This is a genomic window from Mesorhizobium mediterraneum (genome assembly GCF_002284565.1).
Taxonomy (GTDB): domain Bacteria; phylum Pseudomonadota; class Alphaproteobacteria; order Rhizobiales; family Rhizobiaceae; genus Mesorhizobium; species Mesorhizobium mediterraneum.
Genome location: NZ_NPKI01000039.1, coordinates 69,354 through 93,156 on the forward strand (window position 1 = coordinate 69,354; position 23,803 = coordinate 93,156).

14 protein-coding genes and 5 pseudogenes are annotated in these 23,803 nt (G+C 63.2%); all 19 read right to left on the bottom strand.

Annotated features, from left to right (window positions below; genetic code table 11):
- Positions 1 to 19: 19 nt before the first annotated feature.
- The 19 genes and pseudogenes from trbJ to CIT25_RS28605 all read right to left on the bottom strand — a co-directional run bounded on the left by trbJ (position 20) and on the right by CIT25_RS28605 (position 23,737).
- Complete coding sequence (gene trbJ, locus CIT25_RS28520) at positions 20 to 745, bottom strand: P-type conjugative transfer protein TrbJ (protein WP_095488543.1); 726 nt, start codon at positions 743 to 745, stop codon at positions 20 to 22.
- Positions 742 to 3,192: a conjugal transfer protein TrbE gene (gene trbE, locus CIT25_RS28525; RefSeq protein WP_095488544.1), complete on the bottom strand. Its 2,451-nt coding sequence runs from the start codon at positions 3,190 to 3,192 to the stop codon at positions 742 to 744. Before trbE ends, trbJ begins: the two co-directional genes overlap by 4 nt.
- Positions 3,186 to 3,458 carry a VirB3 family type IV secretion system protein gene (locus tag CIT25_RS28530; protein WP_024502852.1) on the bottom strand — a complete coding sequence of 91 codons (273 nt, stop codon included), beginning with the start codon at positions 3,456 to 3,458 and terminating at the stop codon, positions 3,186 to 3,188. The genes trbE and CIT25_RS28530 overlap by 7 nt, the downstream gene beginning before the upstream one ends.
- Positions 3,458 to 3,766, bottom strand: a complete 309-nt coding sequence (locus tag CIT25_RS28535) for a TrbC/VirB2 family type IV secretion system protein (RefSeq protein ID WP_024502851.1) — start codon at positions 3,764 to 3,766, stop codon at positions 3,458 to 3,460. The genes CIT25_RS28530 and CIT25_RS28535 overlap by 1 nt, the downstream gene beginning before the upstream one ends.
- Positions 3,767 to 3,778: 12 nt before the next feature.
- Entirely contained in the window at positions 3,779 to 4,747 is a 969-nt protein-coding gene (trbB, locus tag CIT25_RS28540) for a P-type conjugative transfer ATPase TrbB (RefSeq protein ID WP_095488545.1), read from the bottom strand.
- Positions 4,744 to 5,157: a CopG family transcriptional regulator gene (locus CIT25_RS28545; protein WP_095488561.1), complete on the bottom strand. Its 414-nt coding sequence runs from the start codon at positions 5,155 to 5,157 to the stop codon at positions 4,744 to 4,746. Before CIT25_RS28545 ends, trbB begins: the two co-directional genes overlap by 4 nt.
- 116 nt (positions 5,158 to 5,273) lie before the next feature.
- Entirely contained in the window at positions 5,274 to 7,298 is a 2,025-nt protein-coding gene (locus CIT25_RS28550; protein WP_024502848.1) for a conjugal transfer protein TraG, read from the bottom strand.
- 219 nt (positions 7,299 to 7,517) lie between these two features.
- Entirely contained in the window at positions 7,518 to 10,982 is a 3,465-nt protein-coding gene (locus CIT25_RS28555; RefSeq protein ID WP_245330027.1) for a Ulp1 family isopeptidase, read from the bottom strand.
- Positions 10,983 to 11,817: 835 nt separating this feature from the next.
- Positions 11,818 to 14,124 (bottom strand): S9 family peptidase, encoded by a 2,307-nt coding sequence (locus CIT25_RS28560; protein ID WP_095488546.1) that lies wholly within the window; start codon positions 14,122 to 14,124, stop codon positions 11,818 to 11,820.
- 666 nt (positions 14,125 to 14,790) lie between these two features.
- A pseudogene (locus CIT25_RS38580) lies at positions 14,791 to 15,020 on the bottom strand (transposase); the annotation flags it as partial.
- A gap of 86 nt (positions 15,021 to 15,106) precedes the next feature.
- Positions 15,107 to 16,155 (bottom strand): annotated as a pseudogene (gene fni, locus CIT25_RS28565) (type 2 isopentenyl-diphosphate Delta-isomerase).
- Between the two features lie 85 nt (positions 16,156 to 16,240).
- Positions 16,241 to 17,137 carry a terpene synthase family protein gene (locus tag CIT25_RS28570; RefSeq protein ID WP_095488547.1) on the bottom strand — a complete coding sequence of 299 codons (897 nt, stop codon included), beginning with the start codon at positions 17,135 to 17,137 and terminating at the stop codon, positions 16,241 to 16,243.
- On the bottom strand, positions 17,134 to 18,684 hold the full coding sequence (locus tag CIT25_RS28575; protein WP_095488548.1) for a hypothetical protein: 1,551 nt from the start codon (positions 18,682 to 18,684) through the stop codon (positions 17,134 to 17,136). Before CIT25_RS28575 ends, CIT25_RS28570 begins: the two co-directional genes overlap by 4 nt.
- A complete protein-coding gene (locus CIT25_RS37215) occupies positions 18,681 to 18,974 on the bottom strand; it encodes a hypothetical protein (RefSeq protein WP_095488549.1) in 294 nt (97 codons plus the stop codon). Before CIT25_RS37215 ends, CIT25_RS28575 begins: the two co-directional genes overlap by 4 nt.
- A gap of 12 nt (positions 18,975 to 18,986) precedes the next feature.
- A pseudogene (locus tag CIT25_RS28585) lies at positions 18,987 to 19,986 on the bottom strand (polyprenyl synthetase family protein).
- Between the two features lie 67 nt (positions 19,987 to 20,053).
- Positions 20,054 to 21,397 (bottom strand): cytochrome P450, encoded by a 1,344-nt coding sequence (locus tag CIT25_RS28590; protein WP_095488550.1) that lies wholly within the window; start codon positions 21,395 to 21,397, stop codon positions 20,054 to 20,056.
- Positions 21,398 to 21,405: 8 nt separating this feature from the next.
- A pseudogene (locus CIT25_RS28595) lies at positions 21,406 to 22,185 on the bottom strand (SDR family oxidoreductase).
- Positions 22,136 to 22,444 carry a ferredoxin gene (locus CIT25_RS28600; RefSeq protein ID WP_095488563.1) on the bottom strand — a complete coding sequence of 103 codons (309 nt, stop codon included), beginning with the start codon at positions 22,442 to 22,444 and terminating at the stop codon, positions 22,136 to 22,138. Before CIT25_RS28600 ends, CIT25_RS28595 begins: the two are co-directional and overlap by 50 nt.
- 1 nt (position 22,445) lies before the next feature.
- Positions 22,446 to 23,737, bottom strand: a pseudogene (locus CIT25_RS28605) (cytochrome P450).
- Between the last annotated feature and the right edge of the window lie 66 nt (positions 23,738 to 23,803).

Here is a 23,803-nt window from a genome sequence, read left to right on the forward strand (position 1 = left end):
CGTCGTGATGAACTCGTGATTAATTGCCGGGATAAGCCGAGCCGGTACCCAAGAATCGCTTCGTCATCTCGCGGGCGGCTTCCTCTGACTGGGCCTTGCGGGCGGCATCCTCGGCCTCAGCTCGAAACTGCGTTGCGAGCAGCGTCTGGATCTGCATCTGCTGCTTTGTCGAAAGCGCCATCAGCTGGTTGGTGGCCTGGCTTGCCTGAAGCGCACCGGCCGCCCCTTGGCTGCGGTTGACGAGATCGGCGAGCAGATCGCCGTCGGCGCGGACGTTCTCGACGATTTGCGACTGGACCCCCATGGTCTGGCGGAACGCCTGCATGGCGGTTTGCCAACGCTCGCGCGCAGCACTCGCCACATCGCTGACCTTGATCGTGGCGTCGTAGCTTTCCGGATATTGGCTGCGCCACTGGTCTTGAAGCTTGCCCAGATCAAAGCTGAGGCCACTCGCCTGGTCCATCAAGCCGTCGATGCGATGGAGCGAACCGGTGAGTTGGCCAACGGAAGAGAAATCCAGACGCTGAAGATTGCGCGCCATGTTCTGCAGCATGGTCGCCTGATTCTGCAGCGACTGGATCTGGTTGTTGATCTGCTCCAATGCGCGCGCGGCCGTCAGCACGTTCTGCGCATAATTGGACGGATCGAACACGATAAGGGCGTAGGCGGGCTGCACATAGTCGGCCATAGGCTTGGCGATCAGGGAAACGGTGATCAGGCCGGAGAGAAGGCGTCGCCGCATCATGCAAATTGCTCCTTGTCTGGTTGAGGGAATTGCTTGAGAAGTTCGCCGGCCCAATCGAGGCCGCGCGCGATCAGGAACTGCGAGGCAAAGCTGCCTTGCCCGTCTTCGGACATGATCCTGTCGATCAGAGTCTGCGTGGCCGGATCGGAAGCACCGCAAAGCGCAAGAGCGATGGGGCCAAGCTCGAGCTCGAACAGACGGTTGCCGCGGCGCGATTGCAGATAATACTGACGCTTCGGCGTGGCGCGGGCGATCAATTCGATCTGCCGCTCGCTTAAACCGAAGCGCTCGTAGGCTGTGCGCGCCTGGGGTTCCACGGCACGATCATTGGGAAGGAAAATGCGCTGCGGGCAGCTTTCGATGATTGCCGGCGCTATGCCAGAGCCCGCGATATCAGCCAGCGACTGCGTAGCGAAGACAACCGACACGTTCTTCTTTCGCAGCACCTTCAGCCATTCGCGGATGCGGGCGGCGAACAGCGGATTGTCGAGATAGACCCACGCCTCGTCGAGCATGATCAGCGTGGGCCGTCCGTCGAACCGTTCCTCAAGTCGCTGGAACAGATAGGTAAGCACCGGCAGCAAAGCGCCTTGGCTGTGCATTAACTCCTCGGTCTCGAAACACTGCACATCCGACAAGGCCAGCCCATCATGATCGGCATCGAGCAGGCGGCCGAAGGGACCGTCGAGCGTGTAGGGCATCAATGCGGTCTTCAGCGCATTGGATTGAAGCAGGACCGAAAGACCGGTCAGTGTGCGTTCCTGCGCCGGCGCGGTGGCAAGGCTGGCCAGCGCTGACCAAATAGCCTCCTTCACCTCCGGCGTGACGGTGACGTTCTCGTGGGCAACAAGGCTGGCGATCCATTCGGCCGCCCAGCTTCGGCTAGCCTGGTCGTTGATGCTGCGCAGTGGCTGAAAGGCAAGGGAACCGTCCGCTCCTAGCGCGTGGTGTTCTCCACCCATGGCAAGTGTTGCAGCACGGGCCGAATTGCCTTTGTCGAAGACATAAACCTGGGCGCCGGCATAGCGCCTGAACTGCAGAGCAATCAGAGCAAGCAGAACCGACTTGCCGGCGCCGGTCGGACCAACAACCAGCATGTGGCCGACATCTTCGACGTGGGTGGAAAGCCGAAACGGTGTCGACCCACTGGTCTCGGCAACGAAAAGCGGTGGCGCTTCGGTTTGGGTGACTTTCGCGAGATGCTCGTTTGTCGCAGGACCGGCCCAAACCGACGACAGCGGCATGAGATGGGCAAGGTTCAATGTATGAACGAGCGGTTGGCGAACGTTAGCGTAGACATGGCCAGGCAATGAGCCGAGCCAAGCCTCGACCGCATTGACGCCTTCTCGGATCGTGGTGAAGCCGAGCCCATTGATGATGCGCTCGACCGCGCGAAGCTTCTCTGCAGCGGCTTGGCGATCCTCGCCCCACACCGTCACGGTGGTGGTGAGATAGCCGAAGCTCACATGATCGCCGCCCAATGCCTGAAGGGCTTCGTCGGCATCGAGCGCCTTGTTGTCGGCATCGCTATCGACAAGCGGGACCGGCTCGTTGGTAATGACCTCGCGTAGGATTGCCACGATCGATTTGCGCTTGGCAAACCACTGCCGGCGCAACCGCGTCAGCGTCTTCGTGGCTTCCGTTTTCTCGAGCGGAATGAAGCGCGTCATCCAGCGATAGGCGAAATCCTGATGATTGAGGGTATCGAGGATCCCGGGCCGGGTGAGGTTCGGAAAGCCGAGGATGGTCAGTGTGCGAAGATGCTGCTCACCCAGCATCGGCTCCAGGCCACCGGTAAGCGGCGCATCGACCAGTATTGCATCCAGATATATCGGCGTTTCGGGGGCCATGATAGGATGGCGGCGAGGCGAAATCGTGCCGTGGAGGTAGGTCAGCGTCTGAGCATCATCGAGGACGCGTACTTCGGACATGAAACCCGAGAAGAGATCGAGCACGCGGTTGGTCTCGTCACGGAACCTCGCCAGATCCTGGCGCCAGTCTCTTTCTCCTTGGGAATAATGAGAGTCGACGAGCGCGCTTTCTGCGCGCGCCTGGGCGTCCGGCGGTGGCATAAACACCAAGGTCAGATGATAGCGGCTCTCGTAGTGCGCTACCTTCCCCTCGAAAGCAGCGCGGCGTTCTTCGTCGACCAGCCACGACGCGGCGTCAGGAAAATGCGAGTTCGGATAGCCCAGCGCTTCTATGCGCTCGGCCTCAAAGAACAATGCCCAGCCAGAGCCAAGGCGTCTGAGAGCATTGTTCGCCCGGGCGCAAATGCCGACGAGTTCAGCCTCCGTCGCACTTTCGAGATCCGGGCCGCGGAACCGCAACGTCCGCTGAAAGCTGCCGTCCTTGTTGAGCACGATGCCGGGCGCCACCAAGGCAGCCCAGGGTAGATGGTCGGCAAGCCGGTCGGCTTTGCTTCGATATTCCGAAAGGTTCAGCATGCAAGCCACCCCTTCAGACGTAGGTGGCGCACAAGCACGCTGGCGAAGTCCGGATCGCGTCTTGCGGCAAAGACCGCTAACGAGTGGCCCGCGATCCAAAGCACCAGACCAGCAATCCATTGCTGCAAGCCGAAGCCAATGGCCGCGGCCACTGTACCGTTGAGGATCGCCACCGCGCGCGGAGCCCCGCCGAGCAGGATCGGCTCGGTCAGCGCCCGGTGGACCGGTACTGCGAAGCCCTCGATATGCTGCTCCCCGGCGGCCATCAGACGAGCGCCCCACCACCGAAGGAGAAGAAGGAGAGGAAGAAGCTCGATGCCGCGAAGGCGATCGACAGACCGAAGACGATCTGAATCAGGCGCCGAAAACCACCGGCGGTGTCGCCGAAGGCAAGCGTCAGGCCGGTGGTGATAATGATGATCACCGCAACGATCTTGGCGACCGGTCCCTGCACGGACTCCAGGATCTGCTGCAGCGGCTGCTCCCACGGCATGCCGGAGCCGGCCGCATAAACCGGGGCCGTGATAAGAAACGCGAGCGCTGTGGACGAAAGAAAGCGAAGCTTCTTGCGCATGAGGAAGGCCTTTCAAAGCTGCTGGAGTTGCGAAAGCGTGAGCGGGGCAACGGCGTAATCGCCGCTGCCGTCGAGACCGGTGACCTCGGCGATTGCGTCGATGTGGCGCGACGAGCCGCGTCCCGCTATAAAGACGATCAGATCTATCGCCTCAGCGATGAGCCGGCGGGGAACGGTGACCACCGCTTCCTGGGCGAGTTGCTCAATGCGATAGAGAGCCGAGCGCGCGGAATTGGCGTGTACGGTAGCGATGCCGCCTGGGTGCCCGGTGTCCCATGCCTTCAGCATGTCGAGCGCTTCCGCGCCCCTCACCTCGCCCACGATGATGCGGTCCGGCCTGAGCCTCAGCGTCGAGCGCACGAGATCGGCAAGGGTGACCGAGCCCCGCCTCGTTCTCAGGGCAACGCAGTCCCTGGCCGCGCACTGCAGTTCGCGTGTGTCCTCGATCAGGATCACCCGATCGTCGCATTCGGCGACTTCAGCCAGCAGAGCGTTGGCGAGTGTTGTCTTCCCCGAGGAAGTGCCGCCGGCGATCAGCATGTTGCGCCGCTCGTGGACGGCCTTTTTCAGCGCATCGGCCTGCAGCGGCAGCATGATGCGTTCGGCAACATAGTCGGCCAGGGTGTAGACTTTCGCGGCGGGCTTGCGGATGGCAAAACATGGCGCCAACACCACAGGTGGCAGCAGGCCTTCGAAGCGTTCGCCAGACGGCAATTCGGCACTGACGATCGGGTTGTCGGCGTGCGCCTCGGCGCGCACGTGCGAAGCAACCAGGCGGATGATACGTTCTGCCTCGGACGGGTGCATGTGAACGTCGGTATCGACCCGACCTTCGCCTAACCGGTCGAGTCGCAGCGCGCCGTCGGGATTGACCATCACCTCGATGACGGACGGATCGGCCAGGGCTTCGGTGATTGCCGGACCCATGGCGGTGCGTAGCATGACACGCCGCCGGTGGTCGGCCTCGGGATGAGAGCTCATCCTTCCCCTCCCCCACCATTGTCTTTGCTAAGCGACTTTTTGCCGGAAGCGATCTGGCGGCCGACCTTCTCAACGAATTTCTCGAAACGCTCTTGGGCAATAGCCTGCGTTGCCCGATCCGGGACCGGCGTGTGGGCATGAAGGGTGATCGAAAAGCGGATGAAGAGCGCCAGGCTCTCCAGGATCACCTCGGAATCGCGCCTGACGTGGGCAAGATCGCGGGAGAGCCGGTCAAGCCTTACGCCGTAGCGCCGATCGAACTCGCTCTCGCCACGCCGCTCGATGAACGCCTCGATCGCCTTCGCCACGATCGCTGATTTGGTCGTTGACGGATCGCGACTGAGGTTGTCCAGCTTCTCGCTGAGCTCCGGCTCAAGCAGAAACTGATGGCGAATGCGGTGCGGCTTCATGCGGCTCGTTCCGACGGCCCGGCGTTGCGCCGGCGACGGGAGAAGCATCGGCCAGACGCTCAAAATTGCTTATGGCCGTTATCTACGCTGAGGTGCGCTCTGCAACTCAGCGGACTTCAGAAGCCGGGAATGACATCGTCGCCCCTGCCCTCGTTGATACCGTAGGCGCGGGCCGCAGTGGAAATCCGATCCATGACACGCTTGTCCGCGAGCGCTTCGCTGTCATCGTCTGCGGGCTTGTACAGATCGGCCTGATCGGGCTCTTGAGAGACAACAACGTCTTCTTCGGGCAGGCTTGGATGGCGTTGCTGCTGAACGCCTCCCTCGTCTTCAACTGGCGCGTCGGCGCTTTCCTCGTCCGCAGCAAGTCGGCTATCGACGCTGCACACTTGTCCAGTCCAGCCGTCCGGGCGTGATGCAGGGCAGTCCGCATAGGGCCCGTCGTGCAGCACCGGCGCAGGCAGCACCCGATCTGTGAAATTCTGATCCTGATAATAGCGCAGCTTCTTGGCGCGGATCGGCGGCAACCCAGAAACCAGGACCAATTCGTCTGACGGCGGCAATTGCATCACCTCGCCTGGCGTCAGGAGCGGGCGCGCGGTTTCCTGGCGGCTCACCATGACATGTGAAAGCCAGGGCGCAAGCCGATGGCCCGCATAGTTGCGCATCGACCTAAGTTCGGTTGCGGTGCCGAGGGCATCCGAGATGCGCTTGGCCGTGCGTTCGTCATTGGAGGAAAAGGCAATTCGCACGTGGCAATTGTCGAGAATAGCATTGTTCTCGCCATAGGCCTTTGAAACCTGGTTCAAAGATTGTGCGATCAGATAGGAGCGAATGCCATAACCTGCCATGAAGGCGAGCGCCGTTTCGAAGAAGTCGAGGCGACCGAGCGCCGGAAACTCGTCCAGCATCATGAGCAGCTGATGCTTACGGCTCTTCTTCGGGTCCCCCTCCAGACGCTCCGTCAACCGCCTGCCGATCTGGTTCAAGATCAGTCGCACCAAAGGCTTGGTGCGCGAGATATCCGAAGGCGGCACGACCAGATAGAGCGACAGCGGTCGCTCTCCATCCACTAGGTCAGCGATGCGCCAGTCGCAGGACGAAGTGGCCGCCGCGACCGTTGGATCACGATAAAGCCCGAGAAAGGACATGGCGGTCGAGAGGACGCCTGAGCGCTCGTTTTCCGACTTGTTCAGGAGTTCGCGAGCCGCCGAGGCCACTACGGGATGGACCTGAGGGTTATGCCCCGTCCCGAGATGGTTTGTCGTCATCATCCGCCGTAGCGTTGCGGCAAACGAGCGTTGCGGGTCCGACAGGAAGGTGGCGACGCGGGCCAGCGTCTTGTCCTCTTCAGCGTAGAGCACGTGCAAAATGGCGCCAACTAGGAGTGAATGGCTGGTCTTCTCCCAGTGGTTCCGTCGCTCCAGCGCGCCCTCGGGATCGACGAGGATGTCGGCGATGTTTTGAACGTCCCGGATCTCATCTGGGCCTTTGCGCACCTCCAGCAGCGGGTTGTAGCGTGCCGATCTCGGGTCGGTCGGATTGAACAGAAGGCAGTACGAGAATTTCGACCGCCAGCCGGAGGTCAACTGCCAATTTTCGCCTTTTATATCATGAATGATGGCAGACCCGGTCCAGGAAAGTAGCGTTGGAACAACCAGCCCCACGCCCTTGCCCGAACGCGTCGGCGCAAATGCCATGACGTGCTCCGGGCCGTCATGGCGCAGATAGCGATCGTTCAGCCTACCGAGGAAAACGCCCGCCGGCCGTAACAACCCTGCCGTCTCGACCTCATGAGTCGTGGCCCACCGTGAAGACCCATAGGTCGTAACCGACCCGCGCTGTCGCGCGCGCAAAAGCGAGCCAGCGATTGCGGCGGCACAGCCCAGGAATCCGCTGGCGCCTGCAAGCGTACCGGCTTTGTCGAAGACCTCCGGCGCATAAGCATCGAAGTGGAACCACCATTCAAACAGCTTCCACGGCTTGTAGATTGGCCAGCCGGCGAAGAGAAACCATGGTGCGCCGAGAGGCGTCTGGTAGGTCAGCATTTGAGCGCACCATTGGGTTGCCGTCCATACGCCGATAATGACAATTGCGCACACAACGGCGATCTGCCCGATCAGTAGCTTCGTAGGTGTCATCGGCTTGGCCCGCTGAACAACGCGACCTAGCATCGCGCGGCGCAGCCGGGACAGGAATGTTCCTCACATACGATTTGGGAGCAATGAACGACTTCCTACGTATGCAGGTCGGTCAGCACGCGTGTTGCGCCTTCACGCGACACCATCCGCCACTCCATCCTTTCCATTCACCCTGAGGCCCGGCGCCGCCGACAGTTGCGTGACCGCTCCTCCGCAAAGTTATCTTCTGCGTTCAGGGAGCCACGGCGCCTGGGCTGGCTGATGAACACCGTCCGCTCGCGCATGTGGGGTCGAATTGATTTGTGCCCAAGTGGAGGCAGGCTCGTCTTCCAACAGTTGCCGCAGTTCCCCTGGCTCGAACGCCATCATCGGTGGGGAAGCGGGTTCATCCTCCAACAGTTGCCGCAGTTCCCCTGGCTCGAACGCCATCATCGGTGGGGAAGCGGGTTCATCCTCCAACAGCTGCCGCAGTTCCCCTGGCTCGAACGCCATCATTGGTGGGGAGGCAGGCTCGTCCTCCAACAGTTGCCGCAGTTCCCCTGGCTCGAACGCCATCATTGGTGGGGAGGCAGGTTCGTCCTCCAACAGTTGCCGCAGTTCCCCTGGCTCGAACGCCATCATTGGTGGGGAGGCAGGCTCGTCTTCCAACAGTTGCCGCAGTTCCCCTGGCTCGAATGCCATCATCGGTGGGGAGGCGGGTTCATCCTCCAGCAGCTGCCGCGGCTCTTCCTCGTGCGGCAAGCGCCTCCTTAGCCGGTCTTGCAGCGCCTGCCGATCGGCAACGAGGTTGTCGAGGGGCAGCGGCTCGTGGTCTGGCCGCTGCCCTTTCACCAATCGTTCAACCAGCGCCCACGTGCCCTCCAGGACAAATACGCCGCAATCATAATGGTTCGTCTGTCTGGCCATGGGGGCTGGCGCCAAGGTGGCATTCAGCAGTCCTGCGAGCTGTTTTGCAGGCACGTCGTTATATCCCTCTCGCTGGAGGGAGTCGTAGTGATAGGCGAACCGCCTTTCCGGGTCGCGGCGATCAACGAGCAGCAGCGACCAATGGGTGCCGGGGCTAGTAGCCGTGCCATTATTCACTGGCAAGAACAGGAAGTCGGCTGTGGCGTTGTTTTGATTATAGATGGACTGCAATATGCCTCGAGCGTCTTGCGGCGACGTGTGTCGCAGTAGATGGGATACGGAAGGATCCACCAGCCGAGTCCGGGCAGCGAGCGCCGGATTGATCCCCTGCAGTTGCCCCTCCAGCAAATTGTAATCTCTCTGGATATGGGCGTCGCTCAGCCATTCGGCGGCGCCGAGCACCCGCCCCGTTGCAACGTTGGACGGGGCTGTCGGATCGAGCGCCCCGATCTGAGCCCCAGAGGAACTGGTAGTCAGTGTGGTCACATCAACCAGTGGAAGGCCGCGGTAGGTGCCTGGCAGCCTAGCGGTTGCTGGCGAGGCGGGTTGGGGAGCTCTTGCCGGTGCCGCTGGCCCAGCTTCAGCAGCGGCCCCAACGCGCCTGGTGACTGCGTCTGCCGGATGAGCAGAAAGGACAGTTTCGCGCCCGAGCACAATGCGCGGCAGGATATCCCGGAGGTGAGCCAATGCAGAACTGATACTTAGCCTATTACCATAGGAGACAGCCTTGAAGCTCTCAACATCTTTATCCAGCGATTTGTCGTGAATCCGAGCCGCAATCCCAAGCTTGTTATTTTGACGCAGGTACTGACTAAAATGTCTAAGAAAATTTGTATAGCCGCCCACGGTATCTGGATTCCGTCCGGTCGCAGGCGCTGCCAGGTACTCCTTGGTCGAAGCGGCTCTGTAATTTCTAATGAGCTCGGCATCGTCAGGATAGGGGATCACGACAGGGCGAGCCATAATCGGGGCTCCGCCTGTCGACTTCTTGAGGTAACGCAGTGCGCCAGCCACGGTGGAGGAACCACCCGTACTCTCGTACTCCTTGAGATCCTGATCCAGCGACGAATGGTAAAGCCGAGCAGCAAACCCTGGCTTGTTGTTTTGAAGGAGCCACCGACTAAAGCCGAAAAGAGAATTTACATTGTAAGTGACCGTGTTCGCTTTGGCCTTACCCGCGTGGAATGCTGCCCTCAGCCCTTCGATAGCGGTCGCATCGTTGGAATAGACAGGACGCTTGTCGGCACCGTCGGGGACTACAATTGGACGATCCGGCTGCACTGTCGAGGGCATCGACCCACCACCTCCGGGATGCGGTGCTGGGGTGGATTCGTGCTCATCCCTCTGCCTGACGAGCTGCGCCTCACATTCCGGTGTAGCCACCTTATGAGGATCCTGCATCGGTTCGATCCCCTCCATCTCCTGCTGCAACCAAGCCAAAGCTTGGCGAGCGGCCTGCGCGGCTTCATCAACCGCGGAGGATGTCTCCACACCTCTGGCGGACGCCGGCAGAGCCTGCTCCGCCCGCCGTCGAAAGAGCTCTGGCGAGGCGGATTTCTCCGCCCACAATCTGGGCTGCGTAGCGAGTCCCCGTCCAGATTTATGTGGCACCGCCTCGCTTGGCAGCGGGCTGCTCCTGTCCCGTGCAGCTACCAGCTCCTCCGGGGCGCCCTGGTCGCCGTGGCGCCAGTTCAAGTGAGGGACGGCCTCTCCAAAGTCGGGCGCTTGGTGTTGGTGCGCGGTTGGGGCGAGAGACAATGGTAGATCGGTGCCCTCCTTATAACCTACCGGCAGGAGCTCCTCTGGCCAATCGAATCCCTGCTGTGGTGCGGTATGCTGAGCAGCGTCGCCACGGGGACGAGCCTCCATGCTGACCGCGTTTTCCAGATGATTCCCGAGTATAACGCGCGGCGGGTTCTTGCGGAGATAAACCAGCGCAGATTCGATCGGAGCTCCACCATTAGAGGAGGCGGCCTTGTAGCTCTCAACATCTTTATCCAGCGATTTATCGTAAATGCGACCCGCAATTCCGAGCTTGTCATTTTGACGTAGGTAATGACTGAAATGGTTAAGAGCAGTTGCGTAGCCGCTCGCGGATCTGAAATGTCTGGTGAGCGCGGCGTCGTCAGGATGGGGGTTCAGGACAGCGCGACCCACAATCGGGCCGGCTCCGCCCATCGACTTCATCAATTGACGCAGTGCGCCAGCCACGGTGGAGGAACCACCCCTACTCTCGTACTCCTCGAGATCCTGGCTCAGCGACGGATGGTAAAGCCGAGCAGCAAGCCCTGGCTTGTTGTTTTGAAAGAGCCAACGACTAAAGCCGAAAAGAGAATTTGTGCTGCGAGTGACCGTGTCCGGCCTGGCTTTACCCGCAAGGAGTGCTGACTTCAGCCCTTCGATGGCGGTGGCATCGTTGGAATAAACAGGACGCTTGTCGGCACCGTCGGGGACCACAATTGGACGATCCGGCTGCACTGTCGAGGGCATCGACCCGTCGAGATGCGGTGCTGGGGTGTATTCGTGCTCGTCCCCCTGCATCACAAGTTGCGCCTCCCGTTCCGATGTACCCACCTGATGGGTGGGGAGTTGCATCATCACGCGAGCGCCTGAGTTGCCAACCTCACCTGGTTGCCGCTCAGTGACAGCATGCTGCAGATTGCTTTGGATCCTCTGCCTCTTCGTTGGTCTCAACTCACCTTTACCATGCGAGCCATTGACGAGGACCTCCTCGCCTGGCGCACCCATCAACTCGTCCGCCGCCTGCAGTTCGCCCAAGTGCTGCTCAAAACCGGCTTGGCCGGCCTGTCCGCTTGCTCGTGCGGTACGGCGTGCTGCACCTGCAGCCAAGCTGCCACGATGAATGTCTAGTTTGTACGGGTGCACGCTATCCTCACTTCCACAGATCACATGAGCAACCTACTCAGGCAAGCTTTCGAGAGGCTGACGAGGTCCGCCGCCGCGGAAGGCGAAGGCTGGTTTTCTGCTCAGCGGTTGACGGCCTCGCGTGTTGCGGCCGCGCCGGGTATCACGCCAATCAATCTGAATAGTCGATGCGTCAAACGAACCAGGATGGGATTTTCGTAGCGGGGCTGCTCTACTCACTCTTGTCCTGAGGGCAGAATTCAACCATATCGCCGAGCAACTGGATGCCGATTGGATACCCGATCCGGAAAGCTTCAGCTCCTATGTGACGCGAGGATGAGAATCGTGGCAGCTCCAGACCGGCGGGCTGCCACCGACACCGGCGATGACCGACGAGGGTCTTCTATTGCCAAGGCAATCGTCCGTTCGGGGACCTATGTGTTCCAATGCTCGTCGAGCGGATCGGGTGGGCGGCACCGCCGTAGCGTTACGGCGAGCGGAAGCGGCGTTGGTGTGCGGCTTTTCCCCTGAACGCTTCACACGAGGCTGATAGTGGATCTTGCAATCGCACACACGCGGTCTGCAGGCGTGCCCATCAAGCAGTTTGCGCAGACCAACGTCGCGGCGAGCCGATCCTCAATACGCAGCGCAAGTCCTAGACTCCACGATCGTCCTTCGGTGAAGATTTGCTCGCGCCTCGCCCTGATTACAGCCGATAAGGCGAGCTAACAATTGCAAGAGCCACAAGCTATTCCAGCTCGATCGGTTTGGTGTTCCAGTCGGGCGGGGTCTGACCGAGAATGTTGCGAACGAAGAAGTCTAGGAGTTTGCGCTCGGTGTAGGTGCCTAGAGTATGGTGATTGGCACCAGGAACGTAGACCATGTCAAAATCTTTTCCTGCCTTGATGAGTCGATCGGCAAGCTGGAACGAGCAAAACGGATCGACATTATCATCCATTTCGCCGACCGCGATCATCAGCTTGCCCTGCAGCCTGTGAGCATTGTCAACGGCGGAGGATTGCGAATATTCAATGCCGACCGGCCACCCCATCCACAGTTCGTTCCACCAGGTCTTGTCTATCCTGTTGTCGTAGCAGCCGTTTTTGGCGACGGCGACCTTGTAGAAATCGGGGTGAAAGAGCAGCGCGCTGACTGCACTCTGGCCGCCGGCGGATGCGCCAAAAATGCCGACGTTGGATATGTCGTACCATGGATATTGCGCGGCCGCCGCCTTGTGCCACAGAATGCGATCGGGAAATCCTGCGTCCTTCAGATTCTTCCAAGCAACATCATGGAAGGCGCGGGAGCGGTTGTTGGTGCCCATGCCGTCGATCTGAGCAACGACGAAGCCCAGCTGCGTGAGCGGCTCTGTCCACCGCGAGAAGGATTTCGGGACGAAGGAGCCGTGGGGTCCAGCATAGATATTCTCCACAACCGGGTATTTCTTCGTCGGGTCGAAGTTGGCTGGCAGGTGGAGCACGCCCCAGATATCAGTTTTGCCGTCGCGCCCCTTGGAATGGAAACTGAGCGGCGGCTGCCAGCCTGCGGCGACGAGCTCGGAAATGTCGGCCGTCTCGATCTGCTGGAGCTTGGCATTGTCGCTGGCGCGGTAGAGTGCCATGCGCGGGGGCAGATCGATGCGTGACCAGAGATCGACATAATAGCGCCTGTCAGGCGAGAACTCGATATGGTGGTTGGCCGGTTCGGGCGTCAGTGCAGTCAGTCCCTTGCCGTCAAAGCCGATGCGGTAAGCATGGACCCAATAGGGGTCCTCCTGCGGGTTCATCCCGCTCGCCTCGAACCAGATCTGACGCTTGACCGGATCGACATGGTTGACCCTCCGGACGACCCACTCACCTCGGGTGATCTGGTTTTCGAGCGCGCCTGTCCGGCCGTTGAAAAGATACAAATGCTCATACCCGTCGCGCTCGGATGCCCAGATGATCTCCTTCCCGTCATCGACATCGAAACGGAAGATTTTTCCGGCATCCTCCTGGCCATGCCCCAGCGGCAAATAATCAACGAATGTCTCGCTGGTCTCATCGATCAGGGAGCGCCCGTGGCCCGTGGCGGCGTCTACCTCGACCAGGCGATAGAGCTGATGCCCGCGCTGGTTATATTCGAAAGTGAAGCCGCGGCTGTCCGCCCACCACCGGAGAGCGGAAAGTTCGAAGACGTTCGAGAAGAGGGCATCGTCAATCACGATCTGGCGCGGGCCGGCAATGTCGAACAGGACCGGCTGGGGCAGCGGAAGGACATCGCCCGGCCTGGGATAGAATATTGTTGAATATTCCCGCTCCAACTGGTCCGTCGAAGAATTGAGATAGCGGACCTCCCGCCTATAGCCGGGGCGAACAAGGTAAGCGGCGAGGTGGCGCGAGTCCGGCGACCAGCTCAGCGTCGAAAAGACGTAGCAATTGCCTTCGGCTCCGTCCCGGCTCAGAGGAACATCCTGCAATCCGTCCTCGCTGCGCAGGAAAACATTGCAGTTCTTGATATAGGCGATCCATTTGCCGTCGGGCGACGCGTTGCTCTTGTCGGGGTTGTTCTCCGCTGGCGGCGTGTAGCGGTGGCTGAGCTCCCTAGGGTCCCCTTTCCTTGCATCGAACGTGGTGCTGGTACAGTCGTAGCTTGCAAGGTCGCAGCTCCACCGGGTGTCTTCAATCTGGAAGTCGAGCCTGCGACCATCCTCACTCAGTTCGAAACGGTCGAACGGAAGATTGCCGGCTTGATAGCTCTCATGGCTCACCTTGTTTAGCGCTGCCGCCAGACGCGCCTGATCGAAAGCGGGCCGCTTGAAACCCGTGGCAGCATCGACCTGCATGAACTGCTGCTCGCCGTGGCTAGTCCGGCGGTAGACTAAGGCTTCACCCCCGGTCAGCCAGAAAGGCATTTTGGGGACATTGACAGTGAGCCCGCCATATCGATCGTTGATCGTAAGTGCGCGCTTGAAATCGGCCGGCGCTAGCGGCGGGTGTAAACTTTTCGAACCCTTGGCCAGCGTCTGAGTTGCCGATCCCCGTGCCGCGCGCGTCAAAGCGCCGATCCTGGACATACCTGTTCACTTCTTTCGGTTTTCGGAATGCGAATTTTGAAGTTGGGTTCTCGTCGCCGGTCTGCAGCAGCGCCGAGCGTCGCCTTGGAGGAGAGCCAGCACGCGGGTGCAGCCAGGCCGCGCAACAGGGGCGCTCCTTGGACATCCAGGCACTGGTCGGGTGCCGATTGAAGAGTTGGCGTCCGCCGCCGAAACAACCAGGAAAGAGCGTCCATGCAGCCCTGACGCGACTATTTCCTCCGCGAGTATGGCCGCTTGCTTTTCTACATCATCTGAAAGGTCCTGCTCTAGTCGGGCCGGATGTCACCCCGGCAGAAATCATTGTGCTATTTCGACAATCTCCGAGCGATTGCCGCCGGCCCATGACGAGGTTTACCGATAGGGCGCAATATGCGTGCCAAAGGAAAAGCGGTTTAAATACACGGCAATCCGCCTATGTCGCATCCCCAACATCGTCGTACACCGGACAATGCCGGACGAAATTGTCCCGGGGCGTCAAATTGGTTTTGATGGTGACCCAAGGAGTTCTGGCCTTATCTGAGGCGTTCGGCCTTTTTCGAGAGCCGGACTCTTCGCGCGTTTCCGGCGACCCGAAGCGCCTGATCAAAGCTGACGGCATTCCCGGGTCTTGGCCTTGCCACAGCAGCACCTGCTGCATCAATTCCGACGGACGCTGTAGAACACCTGCAACACACGGCCCGCAGCAATTTCTCCGGCGCAACGCTGGGGCGACCGCCTTTGGCACTGCAGGCGTACATGCCGGAAAGGATGCCGTCTAGCCGCACCAGCGCTCCATTGATCATCAGCCGGTGCGGGCACAAGGATGATCGGCTGGAACGAAATCTTCCAAGCTTCATCGTGAACAGCTGCTCCATGAACACATCGCTCCCGTGCATCGAGCCGTCTCGCCAGGGGGATCAATAGTCTGTCTTTGGCGTAGGTATTTCAGCAGCCTGCTGCTAGCGTGCGGACGACGCCGACATCAACCGGCGGACAAATGCGCCGAGGGCAACAAGCGCGCCTGACGCAACGCCGCCAGATCAGCCGAGCCGGTGCAGAAGCAGGCGACGGCCAACTGGCGGATGACGATCTCGAAATGCGCGACAACCGCCTCGGTGGACACTGTCGCCGCGCCCAGCACGCTGGCCGCCTGCCCGGCGATGTCCGCGCCCAGGCGGATGGCCTTGGCCACGTCGACGCCATCGCGGATCCCGCCCGACGCGATCAGCTTCACCGTTGGCAGCGCCCGGCGCACCGCCTGCACGCTGGTCAGGGTGGGAATCCCCCAATCGGCGAACGACATCGCCACTGCACGGTCGGCGGCATTGCGGGCGCGCTCGCCCTCCACTGCGGCCCAACTGGTGCCGCCGGCGCCGGCGACATCGATTACCGCCACGCCCGCCTCGACGAGCGCACAGGCCACCGAGGCGGACAGGCCCGCCCCCACTTCCTTGGCCACGATCGGCACCCCCACGATGCGCGCGGCGCCAGCGATCAGCGCCAGGACGCCGCGCCAGTCGCGGTCGCCCTCCGGCTGTACCGCTTCCTGCAGCGGATTGAGATGGACGATGAGCCCATCGGCCTCCAGCGCGTCCACCTGCGACGCGCCAGGTCCAGGCCGTCGGCCTCCCGCAGTTGCGCGGCGCCGATATTGGCCAGCAAGGGAATGTCTGGCGCCAGGCGGCGCAGCGCGCGCGTTAGCCCCTGGGAGTTGCGGGATTGCAGGCTCACACGCTGCGAACCGACGCACATGGCGATCCCCAAGGCTTGCGCTGCCTCGCTCAAATACCGGTTGATGGCCTCGGCCCGTGGCATGCCGCCGGTCATAGAGCTGATCAGCAGCGGCGCGCGCATAGCCTTGCCCAGCAGCGAGGCGCGCAGGTCGATCTGCGTCAGGTCCAACTCGGGCAGTGCGCAGTGTTCGAAACGGATGTACTCCCAGCCAGCGGCCACCGTGGCCGGCGCCGTTCGCCGATCCAGCACGATGTCCAGATGTTCGTCCTTTCGCCGGCTCAGGGCGGTGTCGCTCATGCTCGCTCCATCCGTAGCAGCGGGCGACGGCGTTGCGTCGGATCGAACCGACGGCAGGGCGCCCAAGCCGCCGCCTCCGGCGCGTTCAGGCCGACGCACGCTGGCCTCCCCCTGCAGCGTCGCTGCGGTAGCGGCTGGTCGAAGTCTGGTAGTACTGCGCGCGGATCGCCGCCATCGCCTCGATCAACGGTCCCCACGGCGCGGGAAAGCATTCTTCCGCCATCACCCGGTGCAGCATGCGCGTATGGCCGGCCAACTCGTCGTTGAGGAACTCAACCACAGGCATAGCCGGATAGCGCTGCAGAAGCAGGATCGCCGCGTTGTCGCCGGCCGACCTGTCCTTGTCGCGTCCATGCAGATCGTTCTGCAGGCGCCCTATCACTGAGATGAGCCGCAGGACCTGGCGAAACGCTGGACGCGCGCGCAAGGTCGCCATGTCCAGCCCCCACAGCAGCGACAGGCAACAGAACACGTTCCCGTAAGCGATCGAATCGATGCCGTTGTGCAGGTACTCGGCGTAAGACCAGCGTCGCGCCCCTGCCGCCTGCGCGTGTCCGGCGCGCAGCGCCGCGCAGTAGCACCGGGTATAGTCGAGAAGCCGAGCATAGTCGCGACGATCGTAGGCGAGCGCAGCCAGCGAAGCGCGCAGCTGAGCGCAGCCCTCGAATCCGGAGAGCACGCACGGTACGCCGTGCCCCAGCGCCTGCTCCACGGCGGCGAGCTGCTCCGGCGCGATCAGGCCAAGGTCGTTGCAATCGTCTAGCCAGAACAGCAGCGCCAGTTCGCGATAGAACGCCACGATCAGCGTTTCGTCCTGCGGATCGCGGCCGGTGCGGGCGCTGGTGTCGCGCAGGCTCGGGTGAATGCGTTGCAGGATATACTGGCCGCCCCTTACCGCTTCCTCACCATGCTCATCGGCGAAACCGGTCAGGGTACGCCCCCACTCCAGGACCTGCTGCAGCGCGCGTTCGGTCTGGATCATGGCGCCGCTCCTGCTCCCTCGGCTACGACGCGCCGCCCCCAACGAAGCGCCAGCCACAACCCGGCGAGTTCGGCCACGCGCACGACCCGGGTAGGGCAATACAGTTCCTTGCCGATCCACAGCGGCGCCTCCGGCATTTTATGCGCCGCATGGCGGGCGAGCATCCACTCCAGCGCACGCGCTACCGCCTGCGCGATCCGCCGGCGCCCTGTTGGCTCTTCGCTCCCGTTCATCACGTGCAACGTGAACAGCGCATAGGCGGTTTCCTCGAATGTTGACGCGCGACCGGCGCCCCAGCCGCCGTCGTCGCGCTGCGCCTGCAGCAGCGCCGCCAGCGCGCGCTCGTCGCGCCACTTGGGCTTGCCTTGCGCCAGCGCAGCGACCGCATGCGCGGTGGGATACAGCCACGAAACGTGCCATTTTTCGTTGTCCCAAAGACCATGCGGGTTGCGTTTGGCCTCGATGTAGGTGCTGGTGCCGGCGGCGGGCTTTCCCAACAGTCGCAGCGCATGCAGGGCATGGATGTTGGTCGACACCGAGGCATTGCGCTCGCCGGGAAAGGTGACGAACAGCTCGCCGATTTCGAAATGGCACAACGCATCGACCGCCGGGGCGCGGCCTGCAAGGCGCAGGACGCACAACGCAACGGCGGTGTCGTCCGCATCGGCCGCGAAGTGCAAGGCCGGCCCCAGACCGCGCACGCCCAGGCGGGCGTCGAGCTGGGCGACGATCACGCGCACCGCATCGGCGAGCGCGGGATGCGCGAACAGCCCGACCAGATGCAAGGTGTACAGCGCCCAGCATGGCTCGAACACATTGATAGGCCAGACGTTGGGAACGACGCCTTCGATGCCGCTGTGCGTCGCCCGCGATGCCGCCTGCAGATACGCGTCGGCGCGCCCGACCTGCGGCGTGCTCCCCTGTTTCACGGCGTGCGCACGCCACGCGGCGGTGGCCGCCGGACTGATGCCGATGCTACCGTAGTCATCCGGGCATAGGGTGGCCGGCGACGTCCCCCAGGCTTCCCAGGAGTGCAGCAACGGATGGCCGCTCGGCAACGTCGCCACCGCACCCAGCTTGAGCAGGCACGCTTGCCGCAATGGCAACAGCGCCGGGTGGCGGGGAAACGCCACGCCGCCCAGCAAGGATGCGGCCTCGCCACACAACTGCGGCAGGATCAGCTCAGCGCCGATCGGCGCGTCTTCTGGCACGGCATGCGCGTACGGATCGGGCTGGCGCTCGAGGAACCGGATTGCAGCCTGGACTGCGTCGGCAGCGCCGGGAAGAGGATCGGCACGTTGCAATGCCAGCAACGCCGCCCACGTGGGCGCATGGCGAAACAGCGGGAAGTCCGCGCTTCCCCATCCGCCATCGGCCTGTTGCTGCGCGATGAGCCACGCGTATGCGTCCTGCCGACCGGTGAGGTTGCCGTGGAACTGCAGAGCTCGCGCGGTGTCATAGACGCACGGACCGACGCTGCCGCCGTCGCTCATCTCGCTCAGCAGGTGGCGCAATTCGGAAAGGAGCTGTTCGGACAGCGCGTTCACGTGGGATGTTCCTTCTGCAGACGGTTGACGAGAACCAGGATCGGGCAGACGCCGCGCACGTCGCCGCAGGCCCGTCGCGGCCAGGCCGCGGGCAGCGCCGGACGGCCGCCCTGCTGCGGCTCGACGCCGCGCCCGATGCTGGCGCCGGTCCGCCGCATAGGCTTGGCGCAGCGCGCCGCGTGCGCCGCGGCCGTGCTGGGCAACCGCTGCGATCGGCGCGCCGGAGTCGGAAACAGTGCAGCATGCACCGTTGCCGCCGGCCGATCGCAGCGGCACAGGGGCGACTCCATTCGGACGGGCGCTCAAGCGCATGGCGCGTGCTCCAACAGATACGTGTTGGCCCGCTGCAGCATCTGCGCCAATCGTTCCGCACGTGGCCCTAGCAGGGCGATGGCCTCCCCGGCGTCGCGCAACAGATCAAGCGCGAACTGGCGCGCAGCCTGCAGCCCCATGATCGACGCGCAGGTCGGCTTCTGCGCCGCCGCGTCCTTGCCGGGGGTCTTGCCCAGCGTCGCGGTATCCGCTGTCGCGTCGAGAATGTCGTCGACCACCTGCAACGCCAGGCCGAAACAGGCGCTGTAGCGATCGAGCGCATCGTACAGCGCAGCGTGCGCAGAATCCTCCGCGATGGCGCATAGCGCACCCATGCGAACGGACGCGCGCACTAGCGCTCCGCTCTTCATCCGGTGCATCGCCACGATCTTGTCTAGCTCGACGTGCTTTCCGACCAGCGACAGATCCATGGCTTGCCCGCCTGCGGCACCCTCGGCGGACACCGCCTGCGCCAGTTCGCGCACGAGCGCGATACGGTTATCCGCCCGGCGCATCCAGGCTCGCCAGGGTCAGGAAGGCGTGCGCCTGCAGCGCATCGCCGACCAGGATCGCGGTGGCTTCGCCGAATTTGACGTGCACGGTCGGAAGGCCGCGGCGAAGCACGTCGTCGTCCATCGCGGGCAGGTCATCGTGGACTAGGGTACAGGCATGCATCATCTCGATGGCGGCGCCGACGTCGTCGATCATGTGCGCCGAGTTGTCGGCCAGTGCGCCGGCAGCCAGACAGAGCAAGGCGCGGGTTCGCTTGCCGCCATGCAAGGTGGCGTAGCGCATCGCCGCCATCAGCTCGGTCTCACAGTCGCCTTCGGCGCAGAGAAGACGCGCCAGCGCCTGTTCGACCCGCTTTGCGCTGTCCTGCACCCAGATTTCCGGCAGCAGCCTGCCGGGTGCGCCGCGCGCCTGCGCGCCAAATTCGACGAGCGCGGAAATGCCAGTTCGATCGTCGTTTGGCGTGGGACCGGCCTGCATATTGTTCATCTCCTTGTACCTGACAGGAGGCGGCCACGGCGAGCCACACGGGACATGCGATGGAAGCTCATGAGAATCCGATGCAGATTGTCATGGACGGATGTGCGGTCGGGTAATAGCGCTGGCCTTTTTCGGCGTCGTTCAGCAACCGTGGCCGCACCCCGGCCTTGTGCATGGTCAGCGCCAACGCGATGCAGAACTGCACCAGTTCCAGCCATACCAGGTGGTAGCCGATGCAGACGTGTGGGCCGGCACCGAACTGCAACATGTCAACCGGCCGGATCGGCTCCGTGCGTTGCAGCCACCGCTCGAGTCGGAACTCATCAGGCGCCTCGTGCAGCAGCGGCGAGGTCGAGAAATGCAGCAGCGGGATGCCTAGATGGGTGCCCGCGGGAATGCGTCGTTGGCCGAGTTGCAGTTCCTGCAGCGTGCGACGCGGCAGGAGCGTGACAGGAGGATGCAGGCGCAGCGTCTCGCGGAACAGCGCCTCGGCGACCGGACAATGCGCCAGGTCCGCGTGCCGGGTCGGCACCGCGCCCACGCGTTGCGCCTCTTCGACCAGGGCGTCCCACAGCACAGGCTGCCGCGCCAGCTCGATCACCATCCAGGCCATCGTCGAGGCGGTGGTCTCGTGACCGCCTAACAGCAGCAGGCGGATATTGGCGACCAGAACGTCATCGGAGAGCTCATCGTCGCTGCGATCGAAGGCGCTCACCATGTCGCTGATCAACCCGGTGCGCGCGGCATGCGAGCGCGCGTCGCGGACGAACTGGCGCAACTGCGCGTCGATCCAGTCGCGGGCGGCGCGGCCGCGCCGCAAGGGGAGGCCGGGCAGGTCGATCGGGGGCGCGACGATCAACTGCAGCAGTTGCCGGTACTTGCGATGCCATCCCGGCAGGTCCTGGGCGGGGATTCCCATGAGGCTGAAGATGAGCTTGAGCATCAGGTCGCCGGTTTCGCACAGGATGGTTACGTCGCCGCGGTCGCGCCACGCCTGCACCCGCGCCCGGATGACGGGCGCGAACAGGTCGCCGATGCCGGCTTGGGTCAGTCCCTTGGGCAGCAACGCCGCCTTGATCGCATCGCGCGCCTGCCGGTGCGCGCCGCCGTCCTGGGCGACCAACGTTCCGCCGAGCAATTCGGGCGCCATCTCTCCGATCAGCGCGGAGGACACGTCCTTGTGCCGGAGCAATGCGAACGCATCCGGATCCACGCAGATCATCAGGTGTCCGGCAGGGCCGAAATTCAGCCAGAAATGGCTGCCCAGCGTCCGTTCCGCGCGCCGCAGCAGGCGCGGCAGGTCGCGGACCATGGCGGGAAAATGCCCGACCAGGGGGAACGCGCCGGGCACGACCGGGATGTCGTGCCAAAGCCGGTGGCGACGGTTCAGCGGGTTGAGCAGCATGTCCATCAACTCCATCAGCAGCGCGGCGCCGCGGCCGCTTCGGCGGTGTCGCCGGCAGGCGGCATGGCGCGGCTGTTGCCACCGTCGGCGTATGTCGGCACATGCACCAGCATGTCGCCGCCGATGCACACGACCTGGCGGGTGATGAACGCCGCATCGTCGGAGAGCAGGAACGCCATCAGCGCGGGCACGTCCTCAGGGCGGCCGACGCGCGGCAGGACCTGGTGTCGGCGCGGATGCCGTTGCATGCACTTGTCCAGCTTGGCGAGCAGACGCTCGGTCATGGTGAGACCCGGAGCAACCGCGTTGCAGCGGATTTACGCATGACCGTACTGGGTTGCGAGGGAGGCCGACAGCATGTTCATCGCCGCCTTCGACGCGGCGTAGGACGTCTGCGCGGTGTCACCGCTGAGCCCCTGGCACGACGACATGTTGACGATCACGCCAACGCCGCGGGCGATCATCCGTGGGATGGCCTGCCGGCAGCAGAACAGCGCGCCGCGCAGTTTGGTCACCATGGTCTGATCCCAGACCGCCGGGTCCAGGTCGAGGATCGCGCGGTCGTGCGGGGTCAGATACATGGCCCTCGCGTCGAAGTGCCGCTGCGCCGTCTCGAACAGCGCTGCCACCGCCTGCGCGTCGGCGATGTCCAGGGCTAGGGCCAGCGCTTGGCCCGCTTCTGCCGCGATCTGCGCGGTGAAGGCGATGGCCGCCGAGCCATCAATGTCGGCCACCACCACGTCTTCAAACCGTCCCATCGTGTCCTCCTGGATTGCGTTGGTCTTTCGCGGCATGCCGCTCGGGCTCCGCCGGAGAAGGCGCAGGGTCGGCGTTGGCGCGCTCGTCATCGCAAGCGTCGCTTTCGATGACCCGAATTGCAGCGACCGGGCACTGGCTGGCCGCGAGCCGCACGGCGGCGTGCAGCGCCTGCGGCACTGTCGCCACGCATACTTCGACCACGCCGTCCGGTTCGCGCTGGCGAAAGGTGCCCGGCAGCGTCAGCACGCATTGCCCGGTGGTTCCGCACAGATCCTGGTCGACCACGACGCGCATCTCAAGCCCCCCGCTGCGCATGCAGCCTCACCGGCAGCGCGCGGAACGTCCTAAGGAACGCGGAGGGCTCCCGGGTCGGCTGCTTGGCCAATGTCAGCGTGGGGAAGCGCGCCTGGATCTGCGGCAGGCTCTCGGCCAACTGCATCCGGGCCAGTTGCGCACCGGGGCAGAAGTGGATGCCGTGGCCGAAGGTCAGCATGATCTTCCCGTCTGTCGACATGCCAGGATTGGTGCCGTAGAATCGCGCAGGGTCGAAGCGGTCGGGATCGGCGAAGGCGTCCGGGTCGCGATTGCTGGCCGCGATGAGCACGCGCACGTCCGCGTTCTTGGGGATTACCACGCCGCCCAGTTCGATGTCGCGCTGGGCGATACGCGGAGTGACGCTGAACAGGACGGGCGAGTCGCGGCGCAGGACTTCTTCGACGAATGCCTTCACCCCCTTGGCGTCTTCCTGCACCCAGTGCCGCTGTTCGGGATACGCCAGCATCGCCAGGACCGCATGGTCGATGGTCGCAGCAGTGGTGGCGAAGCCGCCCAGCAGCATGCCCCAGAGCATGCTGATCAACTCCTCATCCGACAGCGTGTCGACATCATCGTCGTGTGCGCCGACCAGCATCGACACGATGTCGTGGCAGGGATCGGTTCGCTTGCGCTGTATGAGGTCCCCGAAGTAGGCCTGCACCCTGGCGCTGGCCGCGTCCGCCGCGGCGAGTTGGGGATCGCTGGCGTGCGGGCCAAGGCCCTCCACAATGGTGCCGATGCCGGCGGCGAGCCCGAACATATCGTCCTGGGGAAGGCCGAACAATTCGGCGAAGGCCAGCATGGGCAAGGCCAGCGCGAATTCCCGATGCAGGTCCACCGCATCCCCGCGCTCCAGCGCGGGCGCTATGCCGTCCAGGCGCTCTGCAAGATGCGCGCGATGCTCGGCCGCAGGTTGTCGACCTGGCGCATGGTGAAATCGGGCGAGATCAGCCGCCGCAGGCGCGTATGCGTCGGTGGATCCTTCATCGCCACCGTGGACGCCATCAGTTTGAGCGACAGGCTGGTCGCCGCACGCGGGAAATAGCGCGCCAGCTCGCCCGGCGTCGGTCCCCGAAACGCATCGCCCGTGGCCTTGAGCGCCCAGTAGATGTCGGCGTGTCGGCTCAACAGAAAGAGGCCCGACGCCGCGCGATGCACCGGATCGTGCTCGCGCAACCACCGCATGAACGGATACGGGTCGTGGATGCACGCTGGCGACGCCAGTTCGGCGAAGGCGTCCCGGCATGCTGCCGTGGTTTCTTGGACGTCCATATTAGTTACCTCTTGGCTGGCTGATCAGACCGGTGCGCCAGGGGCGCCGGCAAAATTGCGGAGAAG

Bases quoted from the DNA above. Each gene is read 5' to 3' on its own strand.
- trbJ (WP_095488543.1), bottom strand. From the start codon at position 745: ATGATGCGGCGACGCCTTCTCTCCGGCCTGATCACCGTTTCCCTGATC.
- CIT25_RS28530 (WP_024502852.1), bottom strand. From the start codon at position 3,458: ATGGCCGCCGGGGAGCAGCATATCGAGGGCTTCGCAGTACCGGTCCAC.
- CIT25_RS28570 (WP_095488547.1), bottom strand. From the start codon at position 17,137: ATGATCCAGACCGAACGCGCGCTGCAGCAGGTCCTGGAGTGGGGGCGT.
- CIT25_RS28535 (WP_024502851.1), bottom strand. From the start codon at position 3,766: ATGCGCAAGAAGCTTCGCTTTCTTTCGTCCACAGCGCTCGCGTTTCTT.
- CIT25_RS28545 (WP_095488561.1), bottom strand. From the start codon at position 5,157: ATGAAGCCGCACCGCATTCGCCATCAGTTTCTGCTTGAGCCGGAGCTC.
- trbB (WP_095488545.1), bottom strand. From the start codon at position 4,747: ATGAGCTCTCATCCCGAGGCCGACCACCGGCGGCGTGTCATGCTACGC.
- CIT25_RS28550 (WP_024502848.1), bottom strand. From the start codon at position 7,298: ATGACACCTACGAAGCTACTGATCGGGCAGATCGCCGTTGTGTGCGCA.
- CIT25_RS28560 (WP_095488546.1), bottom strand. From the start codon at position 14,124: ATGTCCAGGATCGGCGCTTTGACGCGCGCGGCACGGGGATCGGCAACT.
- trbE (WP_095488544.1), bottom strand. From the start codon at position 3,192: ATGCTGAACCTTTCGGAATATCGAAGCAAAGCCGACCGGCTTGCCGAC.
- CIT25_RS28590 (WP_095488550.1), bottom strand. From the start codon at position 21,397: ATGGACATGCTGCTCAACCCGCTGAACCGTCGCCACCGGCTTTGGCAC.
- CIT25_RS37215 (WP_095488549.1), bottom strand. From the start codon at position 18,974: ATGGAGTCGCCCCTGTGCCGCTGCGATCGGCCGGCGGCAACGGTGCAT.
- CIT25_RS28600 (WP_095488563.1), bottom strand. From the start codon at position 22,444: ATGCGCGTCGTGGTCGACCAGGATCTGTGCGGAACCACCGGGCAATGC.